Source organism: Iodobacter fluviatilis, from assembly GCF_004194535.1.
In the GTDB taxonomy this organism is placed as follows: domain Bacteria; phylum Pseudomonadota; class Gammaproteobacteria; order Burkholderiales; family Chitinibacteraceae; genus Iodobacter; species Iodobacter fluviatilis_A.
Genome location: NZ_CP025781.1, coordinates 2,527,162 through 2,544,650, shown reverse-complemented (window position 1 = coordinate 2,544,650; position 17,489 = coordinate 2,527,162). Strand labels below are relative to the sequence as shown.

At 41.2% G+C, this 17,489-nt stretch carries 15 protein-coding genes and 1 pseudogene; all 16 read right to left on the bottom strand.

Annotation, left to right across the window (positions count from 1 at the left end):
• Window positions 1–5: 5 nt before the first annotated feature.
• On the bottom strand, window positions 6–287 hold the full coding sequence (locus tag C1H71_RS21955) for a hypothetical protein (RefSeq protein WP_374704458.1): 282 nt from the start codon (window positions 285–287) through the stop codon (window positions 6–8).
• A pseudogene (locus C1H71_RS11365) lies at window positions 273–1,372 on the bottom strand (phosphomannomutase CpsG); the annotation flags it as partial. The pseudogene C1H71_RS11365 and the gene C1H71_RS21955, both read right to left, overlap by 15 nt.
• A gap of 77 nt (window positions 1,373–1,449) precedes the next feature.
• Window positions 1,450–1,935 (bottom strand): GDP-mannose mannosyl hydrolase, encoded by a 486-nt coding sequence (locus C1H71_RS11360; RefSeq protein ID WP_130106645.1) that lies wholly within the window; start codon window positions 1,933–1,935, stop codon window positions 1,450–1,452.
• The gene (locus C1H71_RS11355) at window positions 1,919–3,337 is read right to left on the bottom strand and encodes a mannose-1-phosphate guanylyltransferase/mannose-6-phosphate isomerase (protein ID WP_130106644.1); all 1,419 of its coding nucleotides are present in this window, start codon (window positions 3,335–3,337) and stop codon (window positions 1,919–1,921) included. The genes C1H71_RS11360 and C1H71_RS11355 overlap by 17 nt, the downstream gene beginning before the upstream one ends.
• Window positions 3,338–3,523: 186 nt before the next feature.
• Window positions 3,524–4,858 (bottom strand): UDP-glucose dehydrogenase family protein, encoded by a 1,335-nt coding sequence (locus C1H71_RS11350; RefSeq protein WP_130106643.1) that lies wholly within the window; start codon window positions 4,856–4,858, stop codon window positions 3,524–3,526.
• Window positions 4,859–4,884: 26 nt separating this feature from the next.
• The gene (locus tag C1H71_RS11345; protein ID WP_130106642.1) at window positions 4,885–5,667 is read right to left on the bottom strand and encodes a WecB/TagA/CpsF family glycosyltransferase; all 783 of its coding nucleotides are present in this window, start codon (window positions 5,665–5,667) and stop codon (window positions 4,885–4,887) included.
• Window positions 5,655–6,809: a glycosyltransferase family 4 protein gene (locus C1H71_RS11340; protein ID WP_130106641.1), complete on the bottom strand. Its 1,155-nt coding sequence runs from the start codon at window positions 6,807–6,809 to the stop codon at window positions 5,655–5,657. The genes C1H71_RS11345 and C1H71_RS11340 overlap by 13 nt, the downstream gene beginning before the upstream one ends.
• Window positions 6,809–7,972, bottom strand: a complete 1,164-nt coding sequence (locus tag C1H71_RS11335; protein WP_130106640.1) for a glycosyltransferase family 4 protein — start codon at window positions 7,970–7,972, stop codon at window positions 6,809–6,811. The genes C1H71_RS11340 and C1H71_RS11335 overlap by 1 nt, the downstream gene beginning before the upstream one ends.
• Before the next feature lie 635 nt (window positions 7,973–8,607).
• A complete protein-coding gene (locus C1H71_RS11330; RefSeq protein WP_130106639.1) occupies window positions 8,608–9,948 on the bottom strand; it encodes a GH39 family glycosyl hydrolase in 1,341 nt (446 codons plus the stop codon).
• Window positions 9,914–11,035: a glycosyltransferase gene (locus C1H71_RS11325; RefSeq protein WP_130106638.1), complete on the bottom strand. Its 1,122-nt coding sequence runs from the start codon at window positions 11,033–11,035 to the stop codon at window positions 9,914–9,916. The genes C1H71_RS11330 and C1H71_RS11325 overlap by 35 nt, the downstream gene beginning before the upstream one ends.
• Window positions 11,035–12,294, bottom strand: coding sequence for a hypothetical protein (locus tag C1H71_RS11320; protein ID WP_130106637.1), 1,260 nt, complete (start codon window positions 12,292–12,294; stop codon window positions 11,035–11,037). Before C1H71_RS11320 ends, C1H71_RS11325 begins: the two co-directional genes overlap by 1 nt.
• Before the next feature lie 112 nt (window positions 12,295–12,406).
• A complete protein-coding gene (locus C1H71_RS11315; RefSeq protein WP_130106636.1) occupies window positions 12,407–13,696 on the bottom strand; it encodes a lipopolysaccharide biosynthesis protein in 1,290 nt (429 codons plus the stop codon).
• Between the two features lie 62 nt (window positions 13,697–13,758).
• Window positions 13,759–14,724 (bottom strand): GDP-L-fucose synthase family protein, encoded by a 966-nt coding sequence (locus tag C1H71_RS11310; protein ID WP_308418280.1) that lies wholly within the window; start codon window positions 14,722–14,724, stop codon window positions 13,759–13,761.
• A gap of 59 nt (window positions 14,725–14,783) precedes the next feature.
• Window positions 14,784–15,905, bottom strand: coding sequence for a GDP-mannose 4,6-dehydratase (gene gmd, locus C1H71_RS11305; RefSeq protein ID WP_130106635.1), 1,122 nt, complete (start codon window positions 15,903–15,905; stop codon window positions 14,784–14,786).
• 1 nt (window position 15,906) lies between these two features.
• A complete protein-coding gene (gene epsI, locus C1H71_RS11300; protein ID WP_130106634.1) occupies window positions 15,907–16,623 on the bottom strand; it encodes an exosortase-associated protein EpsI, B-type in 717 nt (238 codons plus the stop codon).
• The gene (gene xrtB, locus C1H71_RS11295) at window positions 16,598–17,488 is read right to left on the bottom strand and encodes an exosortase B (RefSeq protein WP_130106633.1); all 891 of its coding nucleotides are present in this window, start codon (window positions 17,486–17,488) and stop codon (window positions 16,598–16,600) included. Before xrtB ends, epsI begins: the two co-directional genes overlap by 26 nt.
• Window position 17,489: the final 1 nt, after the last annotated feature.

Sequence of the window (17,489 nt, the reverse complement as noted above, 5' to 3'; positions counted from 1 at the left end):
AGCGCTTATTCAGCGTCTAAAAGACGCAAAATTGCCTCGGTATGCTGCTGCATTAAAGCCATATCTGCGCGCGATTCTACATTTAAGCGCACTACCGGCTCAGTATTACTAGAGCGCAGATTAAAGCGCCAATTAGCAAACTCCATGCTTATCCCATCAGTTTCATCCACCAGCAAGGCAGCAGCCTGATACACCGCACAAACGCGTGCAATCGCCGCTTTGGCATCGGTCAGCTTGCGATTAATCTCACCCGAAGACGGGTAGGCCGCTATACGCTGCTCCACCATGGCCGATAATTTTTGCTCGCGGCGGCTCATGAGCTCGATCACTAATAACCACGGGATCATGCCACTATCGCAGTAGGCAAAATCGCGGAAATAATGATGAGCACTCATTTCGCCGCCATACACCGCATCTTCTAGCCGCATGCGCTCTTTAATAAACGCGTGACCCGTTTTGCTTTGAATGGCCACTCCACCTGCGGCTTGCACCACATCCACGGTATTCCAAGTTAAACGTGGATCGTGAATGATGTTTTGACCGGGATTCTTTTGCAAGAAAGCCTCTGCCAATAGGCCAACGATATAATAGCCTTCAATAAAATCACCGCGCTCATCAAACAAGAAGCAACGATCAAAATCACCATCCCAAGCAATCCCCAAATCTGCCGTATGGGCAATCACCGCATTCGCAGTATCTGCACGGTTTTCTGGTAACAACGGGTTAGGTATGCCATTTGGAAAAGTACCATCGGGCAGGTTATGCACTTTAATAAATTCAACAGGCACACCTGCAGCAGCAAAACGCGCTTCAAGTGCATCCACCACATGCCCAGCAGCGCCATTACCCGCGTTCAAAACAATCTTTAATGGGCGCAAGGCGGATAGATCCACATAGCCCATTAAATGATCGATATAAGCATTCAGAACCGATAGCGAGCTGATGCTACCGCGCTCTGCCACGGCGGCAAAATCAGCAGATTCGGCCAATTTTTGAATATCACGCAGGCCGGTATCACCACTAATCGGTACCGCGCCACGTTTTACCAGCTTCATGCCGTTGTAATCCAACGGATTGTGGCTAGCGGTGACTTCAATCCCGCCATCCACATCTAAATGAAACGCGGCGAAGTAGACTTCCTCTGTACCGGTCATTCCCAGATCAATGACATCGCAGCCCGCATCCATCAGGCCGTTGGCCAGTGCCAACTTCAGCTCTTCGCTGGTCAGGCGGACATCCCCCCTAGCGCAATACGCTTAGGTTTAAGCAACTGGCCGTAAGCACGGCCGATGCGGTAAGCGATATCGGTATTCAGCTCAGTGCCAAGCTTGCCTCGGATATCGTAAGCTTTAAAACAAGTTAAATGAGTCATTGTTTGCTCGAAGTAATAAAACCCAAACCTTGCAGCACACAGGATTTGGGTTTTCAGGTTTTACATCACCAATGTGCCTACTCAAAATAAGCGCGGGAATGCAGGTGCACAGCGGTGTCTTGAATAATTTCAACTTTACTGGCCCAGCGGTAACGAGAATGCTGCTCACCCAGCGGCAAAGCCATGTCAGCTTCATCTAGCTGCAGGGTGTAAGCAAGCACCACATAATGCGTGCCAAAACCATCCAGCCTGCCGGCATTGCTATCGTAAAAGTGCTCGTAAACGCCCAGCCATTGCCCTGCGCTACGCGATAAGGCCACGCCTAGCTCGGCTTGAGTTAGGCGCAAAAAAGCCGCATCCAGTGTTTCATTTTTTAGCACTCGCCCACCTGGCACAAACCAGTGATCGCAGGCAGGTTGATTAGTCCGCCAGCCCAATAGAGCTTGCCCTGAGGAGTTTTGTACCACCAGATCAATCGAGATCAACGGTGCACGCTCCACCACCTGCAAAAAATCTGCAAAAGTCAGCGGACTGCTGGCTGATGCTTTATTTGCTTCGGCCATAAACATCTTCAAAGCGCACGATATCGTCTTCACCAAGGTATGAACCAGACTGCACTTCGATCAGCTCTAGCGGCATCTTGCCAGGGTTTTCCAAGCGGTGCGTCGTGCCCAATGGAATATACGTGGATTGGTTTTCAGAAAGTAAAATTACCTGATCGCCATTCACCACCTTGGCCGTACCTTTCACCACAATCCAGTGCTCGGCACGGTGATAGTGCATTTGCAGGCTCAAAGAAGCGCCGGGATTAACCACAATCCGCTTCACTTGGAAACGCGAACCGGCATCAATCCCTTCATAGCTACCCCAAGGGCGATACACGCGGCGATGCGTTACCGATTCGCTACGTCCGGCCTTATTTAAGCGCTCAACAATCTTTTTAACATCCTGCACATGATCTTTATGCGCCACCAAAATCGCGTCGGCGGTTTCAACAATCACCAAATCTTGCACGCCAATCGCCGCAATCATGCGCGTTTCACTGCGGATATAACTACCGGAAACACGATCAAGCATCACATCACCCAATACGCTATTGCCCGCCTCATCTTGCTCAGTAACATCGCGCAGCGCCGACCACGAGCCAATATCGCTCCAACCCAAGCCTGCCGCCGTAATCACCGCAGCGTGCTGGGTTTTTTCCATCACCGCATAATCAATAGAATCCGCAGGAGTCAGCGCAAACTCATCCGCATCTAAACGCAGGAAGTCTAAATCGCGCACGCCTTTGGCTACGGCTGCTTGCACCGCTGTCAGCATCGCGGGCTGATAGGCGGCAAGCTCACGCACATAGAGATCCGCACGGAACATAAACATGCCGCTATTCCAGTAATAATCGCCAGAAGCCACAAAGCCAGCAGCACGCTCAGCATCAGGCTTTTCTACAAAAGCCGCTACTGCGTAGGCATCGCCAGATAGGCTATCACCACGGCGAATATAGCCGTAACCAGTGTTAGGCTCGGTAGGCGTAATTCCAAAAGTAACCAATTTGCCGCTTGCTGCCACGTTAGCCGCTTGCGCCACCAAGGCTTGAAACACCTCGCCAAACTGAATCACATGATCTGATGGCAACACCAGCAACATCGCATCTGGGTTGTCTTCCAGCGCAATGACCGCCGCAGCCGCCACCGCTGGGGCAGTATTGCGCCCCACTGGCTCTAACACCACACGGGAATGCCCCATGCCCACCGCACGTAATTGTTCGGCCACCAAAAAACGATGCTCTTGATTGCTGATCAGCAATGGTGCCGCAATATCCGCCATTCCAGTCAGCCGTGTTGCGGTTTGCTGTAACAGGCTTTGATCACCGTGCAATTTTAAAAATTGCTTAGGATAGCCACCACGCGATAACGGCCACATACGGCTGCCAGAGCCGCCACACAGAATGACAGGAGTAATTGACATGAAAATTCCATCAAATTTTTATTAAAAAATAAAATAACGGAGGCAAATAAGCCAAGAGCTGATTACCACGCAGCGTATTGCCGACAAGCACCATGCGGCTATCGATCACCTTGCAAAATAATATTTACAACGCTAAAAAACCGCCTTATTTAATCTAAGATCATACAAGACGATTTATCACGCGGCTTATCGTGTTACTTGCTGACGCCCAATTGGATAATACTCAAAGCCTGCTATTTCCATCTTTTTAGGGTCGTATAAATTACGGCCATCAAATATCAATGGGTTTTTAAGCTGAGTTTTTACATCGGCAAAATCTGGGCTACGGAATGCTTTCCATTCTGTCACAATCACTAGTGCATCGGCATCCGGTAATACGGCCATTGGGCTATCAGCATAACTTAAACCTTGCCAATCTGGCATAACACGTTGTGCCTCGTGAATAGCCACCGGATCATGCGCAGCTACCGTTGCGCCATGGCTCAATAGGTATTCAATAATCACGCGGCTAGGCGCATCGCGCATATCATCGGTATTGGGTTTAAACGCTAGGCCCCACAGTGCAAAATGTTTACCTTTTAAATCATTACCAAAGCGTTTAACAATCTTATCTACTAAGACTGATTTCTGCGCTTGATTGGCTTTTTCAACCGCATCTAAAACTTTTAAACTAATGCCATGTTCATTCGCCGTGCGCTGTAAGGCCTGCACGTCTTTAGGAAAGCACGATCCACCATAACCTACGCCTGGATATAAAAAGTGATAGCCAATGCGTGGATCAGAACCAATCCCCTTTCGAACCAACTCAATATCAGCCCCCATCACTTCAGATAAATTAGCCAATTCATTCATAAATGAAATACGCGTTGCCAACATGGCATTCGCAGCGTATTTAGTCATTTCAGCCGAGCGCACATCCATAAATAAAATACGATCATGGTTCCGCACAAAAGGCGCATACAAAGAATTCATCAGATCTTTGGCAGTATCATCATCCGTGCCAATCACAATACGATCTGGGCGCATAAAATCTTCGATCGCAGCGCCTTCTTTTAAGAACTCGGGATTAGAAACAATGGCAAAGCTGGTTTGCTCCCCACGCTGAGCTAATTCATCACTAATGGCCGCTCTAACTTTATCCCCAGTCCCCACCGGCACCGTAGACTTATCCACAATCACTTTATAGCCGTGCATATAACGGCCAATGCTGCGCGCTGCGGCTACCACGTATTTTAAATCAGCCGAGCCATCTTCATCTGGCGGCGTACCCACGGCAATAAACTGAATCGTGCCATGCTCGACCGATTCTTTAATATCGGTAGTAAAGCGTAAGCGCCCAGCGGACACATTACGCTTGATCATTTCCTCAAGCCCAGGCTCAAAAATCGGTACACCACCTTCTTGCAAGATACGAATCTTGTTTGCATCTACATCCAAGCACACCACGTCATTGCCATATTCAGCAAGACAAGTGCCGGTGACCAAACCGACATAGCCTGAGCCTATCACTGTGATTTTCATTTATTAAAATACTCCCAATTAAATAATTAATTTTTACTGATAAGCTGGCGAATCGCTTTAATAATAAAAATGGTATTTGTAACAAAATAACGTTTCCACAACCTACGCGGTTCAGAGCATAAACGATGCAGCCATTCTAATCCGGAATTCTGCATCCATAGCGGAGCACGAACAATAGTGCCCGCATGATAATCAAATGCCGCCCCCACACCAATCATTACCGCATTTATCTTACCCCGATGCGCCGCCATCCATTTTTCTTGTTTTGGACAGCCCAGACTAACCCACACAACACCCGCAGCTGAATCATTAATATCACGAAGAATATTCGACTCTTCTTGCTGCGATAAAGCACGAAAAGGAGGTGAATAAGCACCAACAATTTTTAAAGCGGGGAATTCAGACTTCAATTTACGCTGCAAAATACCTAACGTATCTTCACTACTACCGTATAAATAAATAGCCGGCCAATCATTTTGGCGGTTAGCCTCTGTGCAGTATTTCCACATCAAATCTGGGCCATTAATACGCTGCTGTTCATGGCTACCCATTTTACGCATTAACCAAGCAACAGGTGCGCCATCTGATGTTGCCATATCAGCATTTTTAACTACAGAATAAAAATCTGGATCATTGGTAGTGGTCACTACAGAATGCGCATTACATATACAAATATAACGAGACTCGCGGCTACTACCCCAGCTCTTAATTCGCTGCAAAGCAGTATCCCAGTCCAGCACATCAATAGATGCTCCAATAACAGATGTAGTCTGCCTTAGCACCAAGGGCCTATCAATTATTTCAGACATGCAGCGATCGCCTCATCATAAATATTCATTAATATTTGATAATTAATATCTTCGGTATATTCAGCTAAGTATTTTGTACGTGCATTTCGGCCCATTTGCGCCATAGCATCAGGGTTCTTATATGCCCAAGCCATTTTCTCAGCAAGATCAGCTGCATCTCCGGCATTAAATAGCAGGCCAGTATGACCATCGGTAACCAAATCACATAGAGGGCCTAAGCGACTAGCAATAACCGGCAAACCTGACGAATAAGCCTCTACTAGGGTCATCGGCATGTTTTCATAACAAATACTCGGTAAGACCAGCGCGATACTCTTACGCATTGCATCTCTAACAGTTTGTGGAGCCTGCGGGCCAAGCAAATTCAGCTGCTCAATACCTGTTAAATAAACCGATTCCTCCCCAGCCCCCATGACCGCCAAACATCCATGCAGCTTTGCATTAAATGCGCTTGCAAAAATACGAGCACCTTTTTCTGGAGACAAACGGCCAACATATAAAAAGCCACTTCTTTGCTCTATGCCTACACCCATATCATCTACAAAATTAGGTTTGATTCGTATTTTTTCGCTAGGAATTCCACCTTGAATATATTTATTTTTACAAAATTCATTTAAGGCAATATAACGATCCACTCTATTTTTATATGTACTTAAAGAACGATGAATTGTTAGCATTCCAGATAAAACAGCAGTTTGAACAAGAGATCCCCGATAGCAACGATGCATCACACCTCGCCACGGCACTTTTCCTACGCAATCATCACAAACACGACCATTGCGTAAAAAAGTAGCTTGAGGGCATAACAAACGAAAATTATGTAGTGTTTGCACCAGAGGTACATTTAATTTTTGCGCAGCCCAATATAAAGAAGGGGAAACTAACGGAAAAGTATTATGCACATGAATAATATCAGGCTTAATTTTTTTTAAGAGATCTAAAGATTCACTGTATGTTTTTTTAGACCACATGGTTTGTGTTAATAATGATAATTTGGATTGGTTAGCAATCTCATCATTATGGCGAAAATAAACTTCAACATCGTGGCCATGTTTTTTTAGCAACGATATTTCATTGGCAACAACAGAGTCTTCCCCCCCAGTTTGTTGATAAGCATTATGCACCATTAATACACTTATCATTATCTGCTACCTCGATAAATAGGCTGAGAAAGGCATTGCATAATTCCTTCCGCAAAATTTCTAGCCATATTTTCGACGCTATATTCTTTAGCGCTTGCTAAGCAAGCCAACTGCATTTCCTTTAGTGCTTGCTCATCATGAAGCAACCTTATCACTGCAGCGGTATATTCTTCTAAAGTATTGCCGGTTATAACACCATTATTCCCATTACTAACATACGCAATTTCAGGGCTATGCAAGCCACAATGCGTGGTTAACATTGGAACAGCACATACAAATGAATCTAAAACACCCAGCCCAACTAAGCCAGGGTTGATCATTACAGAAGAAACCGCTAATAAATCTACTTTTGCTTTTCCTTTGCACACCCCCATATATCTAGCCCAAGGGTACTCTTTGCAAAATTGAATGACCAAATCGCGCTGCACACCATCACCTACAATGAGCATTTCAAAATCAGGAGTAGCCTTTTTTATGGCAAGCAGAGCAGCCAGCATAAAATCAATACGCTTTTCATCATAAAACGAACCAATAAAAATACCGACATTCTGTGTCTTAATATTTAAGCGAGCTCTAATCAATACTTTTTCATCATCATGAATATCATCAAAAAGTTCTGACATTTTCTGCGTATCAATTGAGTTGTTAGCAATCGTAATGCGATTAGATGGGAAAGAAAAACGCTTAATTAATGGCAAACTCATGGCCGTATAGCCAAACCACCAATCCGCTCTTTTAGCAAAAAAACGTTTAACCGTTTCACTCCAGCTCTTTGGATTACCTTGAAGATTTGCGCCATGCCCAAATAATGCCATACGAATAGATGTGTAATAGTATTGAACAATTAAATTAAAAATAAGTTTATTTTCATGGCTACAAATAACTAAATCAGCATCCTTAATTCTGCCAGCAAAAGGCTGCCAGCAAATTCTGCCTGAGAAAAAATAATGAGTAGGTATTTTCTCAGCCCATGGCAATTCGCCAGAGTCATTCTTACTTAATTCGTGCTTATTGGGCATGCCGTGTAATAATCTAAACTTACACCCCCTCATTTCAAGCTCCTGGCGCAAAGCTTCAAAAAAAGGCAATCGATAATGCGGTAAGCGCCTTTGCACAAAAACCACAGTAGGAATTAATAAGGAGTTAATGTCATTTTTAGTCATAATTAATTTCAAGTTAAATAAGCGCCAAGTGACTTCATTCGCTAATTTAACACAAATTAACGAATTTTTATCTATTTGAATGCGGTGAGCTCACATCAAAATATGGAATACGGCATCGTTATCACTAAATCGCTCAAGCTATTTTTTATATAAATAAAAAAGCTGGCGTAGCCCAACGAAATTCCCCAAATAAAATGGAGTGTTTTTACGGTTATTGTGTAAGAAAACTCTGCGCGTTTAACTACATCAATTAATTTTGCAACATACTTACCACACATATAGCAAAACTTATTAATAATATGCCCAATCATATTTTACAGAGCAATCTTACTACCCGTAATTTCAAAAGTTTCATCCAACAACTAAATTTTCAAAGCACTTAAAACCTCCTTGCCCTCCCTTGCTCAATAGGGATAAAGAAAGTAGCTTTAAAGCCACACTTACATAGCAAATCGAAAATATTGAGGCTAGCCATCACTGCAGAAATTTAAAGTCATCATAAATCAACCTAATCTTAGTAAAACACAGTATCTTTATATAAAAACTACCTTATTCCATTTAACCATAAAACACAACAATGTATTGTACATTCAATGACACAACTCATTTAGTAATCAAAAATAACTTACAAAATATTATTTAAGCAATATAGGTATTTTGGAAATAGTTATATCTTCTCCAACTATTGGCACACTCTCGCCCAGTGGAAACGTCGTTTTGTTTTCGACTTCTCCTATCTTCGAACGTGAAATTTTATTAACGCTTTCATCCGTAGTCCAAACATAAAACAAAGCTAAATTAGTGCTATTCGTAAATTTACATATCCAAACCACAGAGCGATCAATACTGCATCCCTGCGCTTTACTACCCATAAGTTGTAAAGCAAGATTCTGATACGCGAATGCAGCCGCTTTTTTATGCTTACTTTTTGGCTCAGATAAACCCATTTCGGCGTGGTCGTATGAATACCAATAAAACCGCGACACGCCCTGCGTTAAAGCTAGAATATTTGCACGTAGTACTATTGCAATAGCATTTCCTTGGTCAAGCCGCAGCCACTCTGCACTATATGAATTAGTAATCTCTGGGCCTAATAAATTTTCAATAAGCCAGCCCGACTCCGTATTCCATAAAGGCTTATTTTTTAAATTGTGTCTAGCCATTATCTGATACAGACGTTCAACCAAGCCATAGGCTACTTCTGGATCAGAAGTTGGCACGTATAAATGATAAGAGACAATATCTAGATATTCCCCCGCCCCCATCGCCAAATACTTATCCCATTTGGATAATTCACTTTCTGAATTTCCTGTCATGCTTGGGCCAATTAAGCGATTTTTTTGATTAATTGCTTTTAATTCCACATACGCAATTTTTTGCATTTCCAAAAGCGCATCAAGGCTACCAGACCAAAAAGGCTCTAAATTCACTTCATTAAGTAGCTCATAATCAAATATAACGCCATTATAACGATTAGCAACGGTTTTAATATATCGACGCCAATGCATCATATCCGTAGGTTCAGCTGCACAGCCAAAACCATACGCACATTTTTCTCTAGGCCGGCTTGAAGCCCACTCTGGCGTAACTCCTAATGGCAATAACAAACTAATATTATTTTTTTTACTAAATTCAACAATTGCATCAAGCTTAACAAAATCAAATTGACCATTTTTTGGCTCAATATCTTTCCAGCCCGCATATATATCCCATAATCGCCAACTATGTACATTGGAAAGTGGCCAGCTCTTATTCAGATCAGGCCTATGTACATGCATGCCAAAGTATTCGCTTGAAATCTCTTGCACTAATCTGGCCGACACTTTATTGACAGGCATCGCTAATAAAGAAGCCGCATTGCTTTTCTTTAACATCAACTGCTCATCAACGGCAACGGCCGACTGCAGGAATAATATGGAGAACAATAGCAGGACGAATAATCTAGTTGCTTGCATGATTTGCAATAACTTGGTCATAAATATTCTCTAAAAGCAGTGTCTGACTCCGGATATCTAAGCTTTGTGCAAATGCCCTCCCTGCTAGCCCCATTGTTTTTCTCCACTCATTTGACTGTGCCAATACATAATTTAACTTTTCAGCCAGTTCATTGAAATTTCCAGGCTCAAACAAATATCCTGTTTCATTGTCAATTACGCCCTCGGGCATTCCACCACTCCTACTAACTAACACTGGAACACCTGAAGCCGCCGCCTCAAGTAAAACCATGCCAAACGCTTCAGTTTGCCCATTTTTATCAGGTAAGCTTGCTTGCACATAGCAGCTACACTCTTGCATTAAACGCTGCACAACATCATGCGGTTGCGCCCCTAACCACTCCACTCGATCATCGACAGCTAATTCAGTAGCCAGTTTTTTTAACATTATTGTTTCATATCCTGCCCCAACTTGAAGCAATTTCCAGCCTAAACTTGCAGGAACTTGAGCAAAAGCCTTAAGTAAAACCTCTACGCCTTTCCATGAAACATGACGTGAAACATTTAAAATAAATTTACTTTGCTGCTTGCTAGGGGCAAATTTTTTTGTATCAATCCCAATGTAATGGGTAAATATTTTATCGCTAGGAATACCCCTAGCTATCATTTTGTTACGCATAAAATTAGATACTGCAATAAAAGCATCTGCATTTTTATATAAATATTGTTCATGCAATAGAAATTGAACATTAGTTGGCCGCAGGGTTTTAAACTGAGACCAGCGGCTCATTTGAGTATCAAAACCATGGCTAGTTGCAATTAATGGCAAACCTAATTTTTTAGCCGTTGGCATAATCATTACCGCATCAGGTAAAAAATGAGCATGTATAAGGGATAATTTTTTTTTTCCTAATCCACGCACAAAGGTGTTTGATGTTCTGCAAAGTGTATACTTAACTCTAGATAATTTAGAATTGGAATCAATTGAAAGAGAGTCAGCTGCAATGGGGGAATTCAAATCCCTACAAACATAAATTGGAGAATACTTTATTAACGAACGAGCTTGCTCTATTATGAAAGATTCAGACACAATTGGCATTACCGTTCTATAAATTGCAACATTTTTCACTATAATCTCCCTCTTATTTTTCTTGCTATATAAATAAGACCAAATAATGAGAAAAATTGAGATTGCGTCAAAACCCCTTCTGCTGCAGGCTCAAAAAAATAAATTCCCAGCAAGCCAATTATGCCTCCTTTAACACCACAAACAACATAATTGAGCTCTTTGTCATCAGATATATCACTATCACCAATTAAAATCAAAACAGATGCAAATAAAAAAGCTATTAAAGAGAAAAAACCATAATTTATTATTATATTTAAGTATGTATTATGAGCATTGGGGTATATAAACTTCCCAAACGTAAAGATATTACTAGCCATTAACATATCTCTTTGCATTGATCCAATAAAAAACTTCAATCCTTCATTAGAAAATATATAAAATGCAGACTGCCATAGCTGATACCTAGTTTCCATTGTTGATAACGTTTGTTCTTTTGAATTTAAAGAAATATATGCCATGGAAAAAATTATAATAGGTATTAAAATAACAATTAATCGCCCAGCTTTTTGCCCTTTCACAATATATAAAAAACTACAAAACACACCAATTAAGCTCCATAAAAATGCCCCCTTGGCTTGAGCGTAATAATAAGTGACAAAAAACAAACACAGCCCCATTAAGCAAAAAAATTTAGCTATATGTTTCTTTACATAAATAGTTAAAACCGCAAGTGCACATACAGGTGCAACTAAATATAATCCAAGAGCATTTGGATGACGAAAAAAACCTACTGCAATATTAGTTTTTAAAATTGAACCATCAAGACTCATTTTTCCTAATTTGCTAACATCCACATCAATAATATAGGGCCAGCCTAGTAACCCTTGCATAACGCCTAAACCTGCACTAATAATTCCAAGTAAAATCAATAATCGAAACAAGATAAGTAACTGTTTTTTGTTTTTAGTAAAAATAACTAAAATGGGCACTAATATACATGCAGGCAAAAGGTCTTTAAAGGACTGAAGCCCAGCTGCAGAACCAGCTAACAGAGAAAGAAATGCGCCCACTCCAGCAACAAACGCATAAATCATTACCCATTTTGACTCTTTAAATGCACTTTTCCACACTAATACCCCATGTATTGGATTAGCAACAATAGCCAAAAACAAATAGAAAATACTTGTATAAACTGCAATCTCAAGTATGGTAAAACTCACCATACCAGAAACGCCTGAAAACACCCGAAACTCCCCCATCATTAATACAAATAAAAAAACAGGAACTAAAAATGACTGAGAAAATTCATTATTATTCAAAATATATTACCAGTGGTGATTAAATTCAACCTTTGTAAAACATATAAGAGCTTGAAAAAATAAAAATCATTCATAAAGTTAGCACATCAACAATATAAATTATTAAAAAAAATCACAACGAGACCTTCCAAGCAAAAACAAAAGGAATAGAAGAATAAAAGAATAATCTTAAATAAGGAAATTTAAGTTTATATATTCTCTGTGAAATATAATGAATAAGCCCAAGACTACATAAACTAGCAATAAAAAAAGCCCAAGCAACGCCTTGCGCCATAAAAAATTTAACCAAAAACAAACCTAATACTATTTGAATAAATGCACCTAGTGCTGTGGTATATATCAATAAATGTGTTTTATTTTCTTGTAACAAACCAATGTTTAAACTAGGCTCAATCGCTCGAACTACTACGCCAAAAATAAGCGGAAAAAGCAGGCTAGCTTCAATATGAACCCCTGGAGCCAATAAAGGTAAAATCCAAGGTGATGCTAAGCATAATAATGCCCCGGCCAATGAATATGCAGCGGTGAATTTAATAGCCATCCTTGCAAAAAAGGCTTGCCCACGATCTGGATCTTCAATATGTTGAAAGCGGGCAGTTGGCCACCATAATGCAACCGGTGTAATTAAAAAATTAAGCACACCGGCTAACTTTAGTGCGATAACATATTGCCCTAAAGTTTGTTTATCTAATACAGAAGAAACAATAAAACGATCTGCATTATTTAAAATAGTAGCAAAAATAGCTGAAATGAGCATAGGCACGCCATACTTTATTGCACTATGCTTAAATACTTTTTTAGCCGCTAAATCAACTGGTAACGTTTTATTGCCTTTGAAAATTTGGTAATTTGCCAGAAATGCAGCAAATGTAACTGCTGCGGCATAGACAGCCAGCCACTGCACTGCGGTACTTACTAATACAGACTTACCAGTAATATTTATAAATGCGAATATAGCTAATATTCCAAATTTACTGATAATCCCTAGCATATAAGGTAGGGCAAGCAATTTAGCCCGTGCTGCAGCCAAACCTAAGCCTAATATTGCTTCCGCAACAATCACCCAAGGCATCAATAAAATAGCGTAAGAGAACTTAAACTGCAGCCCACCCCAGACGCAAGCTAAAGTAATTGCGAATAACATTGGGCCTATCGCTAACTCAAGGCATACACGTAGTGCTGCAGTTACATCAACTTTATCAACATTAACTAACTTTAATATTCCCCAGTTACCCCCCATTTGTGCAATCAACGCAAATAAATAAATAGCAGGTTCAAATAAACCCCACTTACCATATTCCTCCACACCTAAGGCTCGAACGATTAAAGGGATCATTAAAAACTGCAGTCCAGCTTGAGCTGCATTACTAATAAAAAACCCACCAAATATTTTTTTAATCATTAAATGTAGAGGTCACAGTTTTTTAACTAAGGTTAAAATACAAAAATATTTATTTTTTTAAATTAAATATGATTAGAAAACTCAGAATAAACATTAACAAGGCCATCAATAAATGGCATGCTAGCCCGCCAACCCATTTGATTTAATTTACTGACATCCTGCAATTTGCGCATCGTGCCATCTGGCTTACTCGCATCAAATACCAGCTCGCCGTTAAAGCCAACCACGTCACAAATCGTGCTCGCTAGTTCACGAATTGTCATATCTTCGCCAGTGCCAATATTAATCAGTGGCGGGTGTTGATCATTTAATTGTTTTTTATATTCTGTATCGGGCAAGTTCAATAAATAAACGCAAGCCTCGGCCATATCTTCACAATATAAAAATTCACGTTTTGGAGTGCCGCTGCCCCAGACCACCATTTCTTTTGCGCCGCTTTGTTTGGCTTCATGCGCTTTGCGAATAAGCGCAGGAATCACATGGCTGTTTTCCGGGTGGTAATTATCACCAGGGCCATAAAGATTAGTCGGCATAACTGCTAGGTATTGCGTGCCATATTGACGGTTATAGCTCCAGCACATTTCAATACCGGCAATTTTAGCCAGAGCATAGGGCTGATTGGTTTGCTCTAAAGGGCCTGTTAAAAGATACTCTTCTTTAATTGGCTGTGGGCAATCTTTAGGGTAAATGCAACTAGAGCCTAAAAACATCAGGCGGTTAACGCCATGCTGATATGCAGCATGAATCACATTATTTTGGATCATTAAATTCTGATAAATAAAATCACCACGGTACACATTATTTGCATGAATGCCGCCTACTTTTGCTGCGGCTAAAAATACAAAATCAGGCTTTTCTGCTGCAAAAAAAGCATCGACTGCGGCTTGATTAGTTAGATCTAATTCTGCATGAGTGCGGCTTACGATATTTGTGAAACCTAATTTATTTAGCTCACGCACAATCGCAGAACCCACCATGCCACGATGGCCAGCAATGTAAATTTTATGTTCAGGCAGGATATAGGACATTTTATTTATTCAATTTAATAGGGGGATAAGCTGGGCACAATGTGCCCAGATTGATATTACTACTCAGTTGAAACAGAGACTGTATAACCATGTGTTTTTAATAGGGCATGCTGACGAGCATTTTGCAGATCATGAGCCACCATTTCTTGCACTAATTCTGGCAAGGTGGTTTCTGGTACCCAGCCTAATTTCACTTTGGCTTTTGTTGGATCGCCCAATAGTGTTTCAACTTCAGCAGGGCGGAAATAGCGTGGGTCGACTTGCATAATGATATCGCCCTCTTTTAATGCAGGTGCTTTATCGCCTTCAATTTTAGTAACGATGGCTTTTTCATCCACCCCTAAGCCCTCAAACTTAAGCGAGATACCCAACTCACTGGCTGACATGCGAATAAAATCACGCACGCTATATTGCACGCCAGTAGCAATCACAAAATCATCCGCCACTTCTTGTTGCAACATCATCCATTGCATTTTGACGTAATCACGGGCATGGCCCCAATCGCGCAGGGAATCGATATTGCCCATAAACAGGCATTTTTCTAAGCCTTGAGAGATATTTGCTAAGCCACGGGTGATTTTGCGCGTTACAAAGGTTTCACCACGGCGCGGGCTTTCATGATTAAACAAAATGCCATTACATGCGTACATGCCATAGGCTTCGCGATAATTCACCACAATCCAATAGGCATACATTTTAGCCACGGCGTATGGGCTGCGCGGGTGAAATGGTGTGGTTTCTTTTTGCGGGATTTCTTGCACCAAGCCATATAGCTCGGAGGTGGAAGCTTGGTAAAAACGTGTTTTCTTTTCTAGGCCTAAAAAGCGAATAGCTTCTAATAGGCGTAATGTGCCCATTGCATCAACATCGGCTGTATATTCTGGCGATTCAAAACTCACTGCCACATGCGATTGCGCACCAAGGTTATATACTTCATCTGGCTGCACTTCTTGCAAAATACGGGTTAAATTAGATGAATCGCTTAAATCACCGTAGTGCAATTTAAAACTGCTATTTTCAATATGTGGATCTTGATAAATATGATCAACACGTTGAGTATTAAACGATGAAGCACGGCGTTTAATACCATGCACTTCATAACCTTTTTCTAATAGAAACTCAGCTAGGTAAGAGCCGTCTTGGCCGGTAACACCCGTAATTAGCGCAACTTTTTTACTCATATTATTCTCCATTTAAATTTCCAGCCAGTCTAACTCTGGTTTGTTTATCAACATTATTTAATAGATCATTGGTAAATTTTTCTTGCAGCTGATACGAAGCATCTATTTCTGTTGAAATATTGGACACCCTAAATAATAAGCCATCTGGAATCGTGCCTTTTAAGCCGTAACTTATTTGAGCTAACTTTCTATCAAAGCCAGAACGCAGCGCGGTTTCACCTACGGTAATCCAATAGCTTATTGGCTCTGTTCTACTCCCGTTTACCGCAAGTAAACGCCGTACCGGTATATAATCATTTTTATATTTTAATTTGCCATCGTGAGTGTTTTTCAATTCAAATCCTTGAGCCGGATAACAGTACTCTGGCCTATGTACTTGCGACCCATCCCCTCCTTGATCTCTGCCATAGGCAATAGAAAGCATGATTTGCTCGCCTTTAGCATTAATATAAGTACGGTTTACTATTTGGCTATATAGATTATCCAGTTTTTCTTGTAATTCTGGATTTTTACTAATGGGCACAACGCGTGTATCTTGTGTCCAGTCCGCAAAGGTTTTAGGAATCGATTTTTCTAAATCTATCTTTGGCTTCGTATCGGCCATCGCATTTTTGGGGGTGAGTGTATAGCCTAAAACTGCCGATAAAAATAAAGCTGTAGCAATAACCAATGCATATTTATTTTTTTTTAAATTAAGCATTTTTTTTAATTCCTGCATCAGTAATACCACACTTTTTCATGATCCAGCCAAGCAATGTGTCAAACGACATGAGCAAAAATAACGCGGCCCCAAATAATACAAAACCAGCAAAGCCATGCAAAAAACCTTGGCCTGCGGCATCGCCAAAATAATAGGTGATTAAAATAAGGATGATTACACGAATTGTGTTCGCAGCGAATGAAATTGGCACAACCATCAATGCAATACAAACATTGCGTGGCACAGATTTATATCCCATTAAGTTTAAATATAATAAACCAATCGCCTCTAAAGTAAATAGTGTATGTAAACCAGCACAGGCATCTGCTACCAACATTTGGTATTGTGCTATTTGAATAATTACCCCAGTACGCGAAACAGGATAGCCCGCATGATATAGCAAGGCTTCTGCAACATAAGAAACCGCCATTTTCATAGGCAAAGTAAGTGCCGTCACCAATACGCCAGGCAAAGGCAACATAAATAACATAAAAAACAATGGGAACCACATTAAGCGCAATGCAGCCCAGCCACCAAATAACAGCAATAATGAAGCAAGCACCGCAATAAAAGAAAAAGCCAATACCAAATCAATTGATTGTGATTTACCTAAGATAAATAATAGGCAACTAACAAGCAACAAAATCCCCCCCAATGCTGGCTGCTGTTTCCCCTCAATACAGGCAGAGATTAAGCCGTCTTTATTGCGATAGAAAAGCCATAATCCTATCGCCAAGACAATGGGGCCGTGGGCTTGGCTCTCTTCCCCCCAGATATGGTTTAGCAACCACCAAAATGCCGGAATAAACATAGCAGCCAAGCCAATCAATACTGGCCCAGTTTTAATCAGTAATTCGCGTGGATTATGTGCATAGGCCATCATG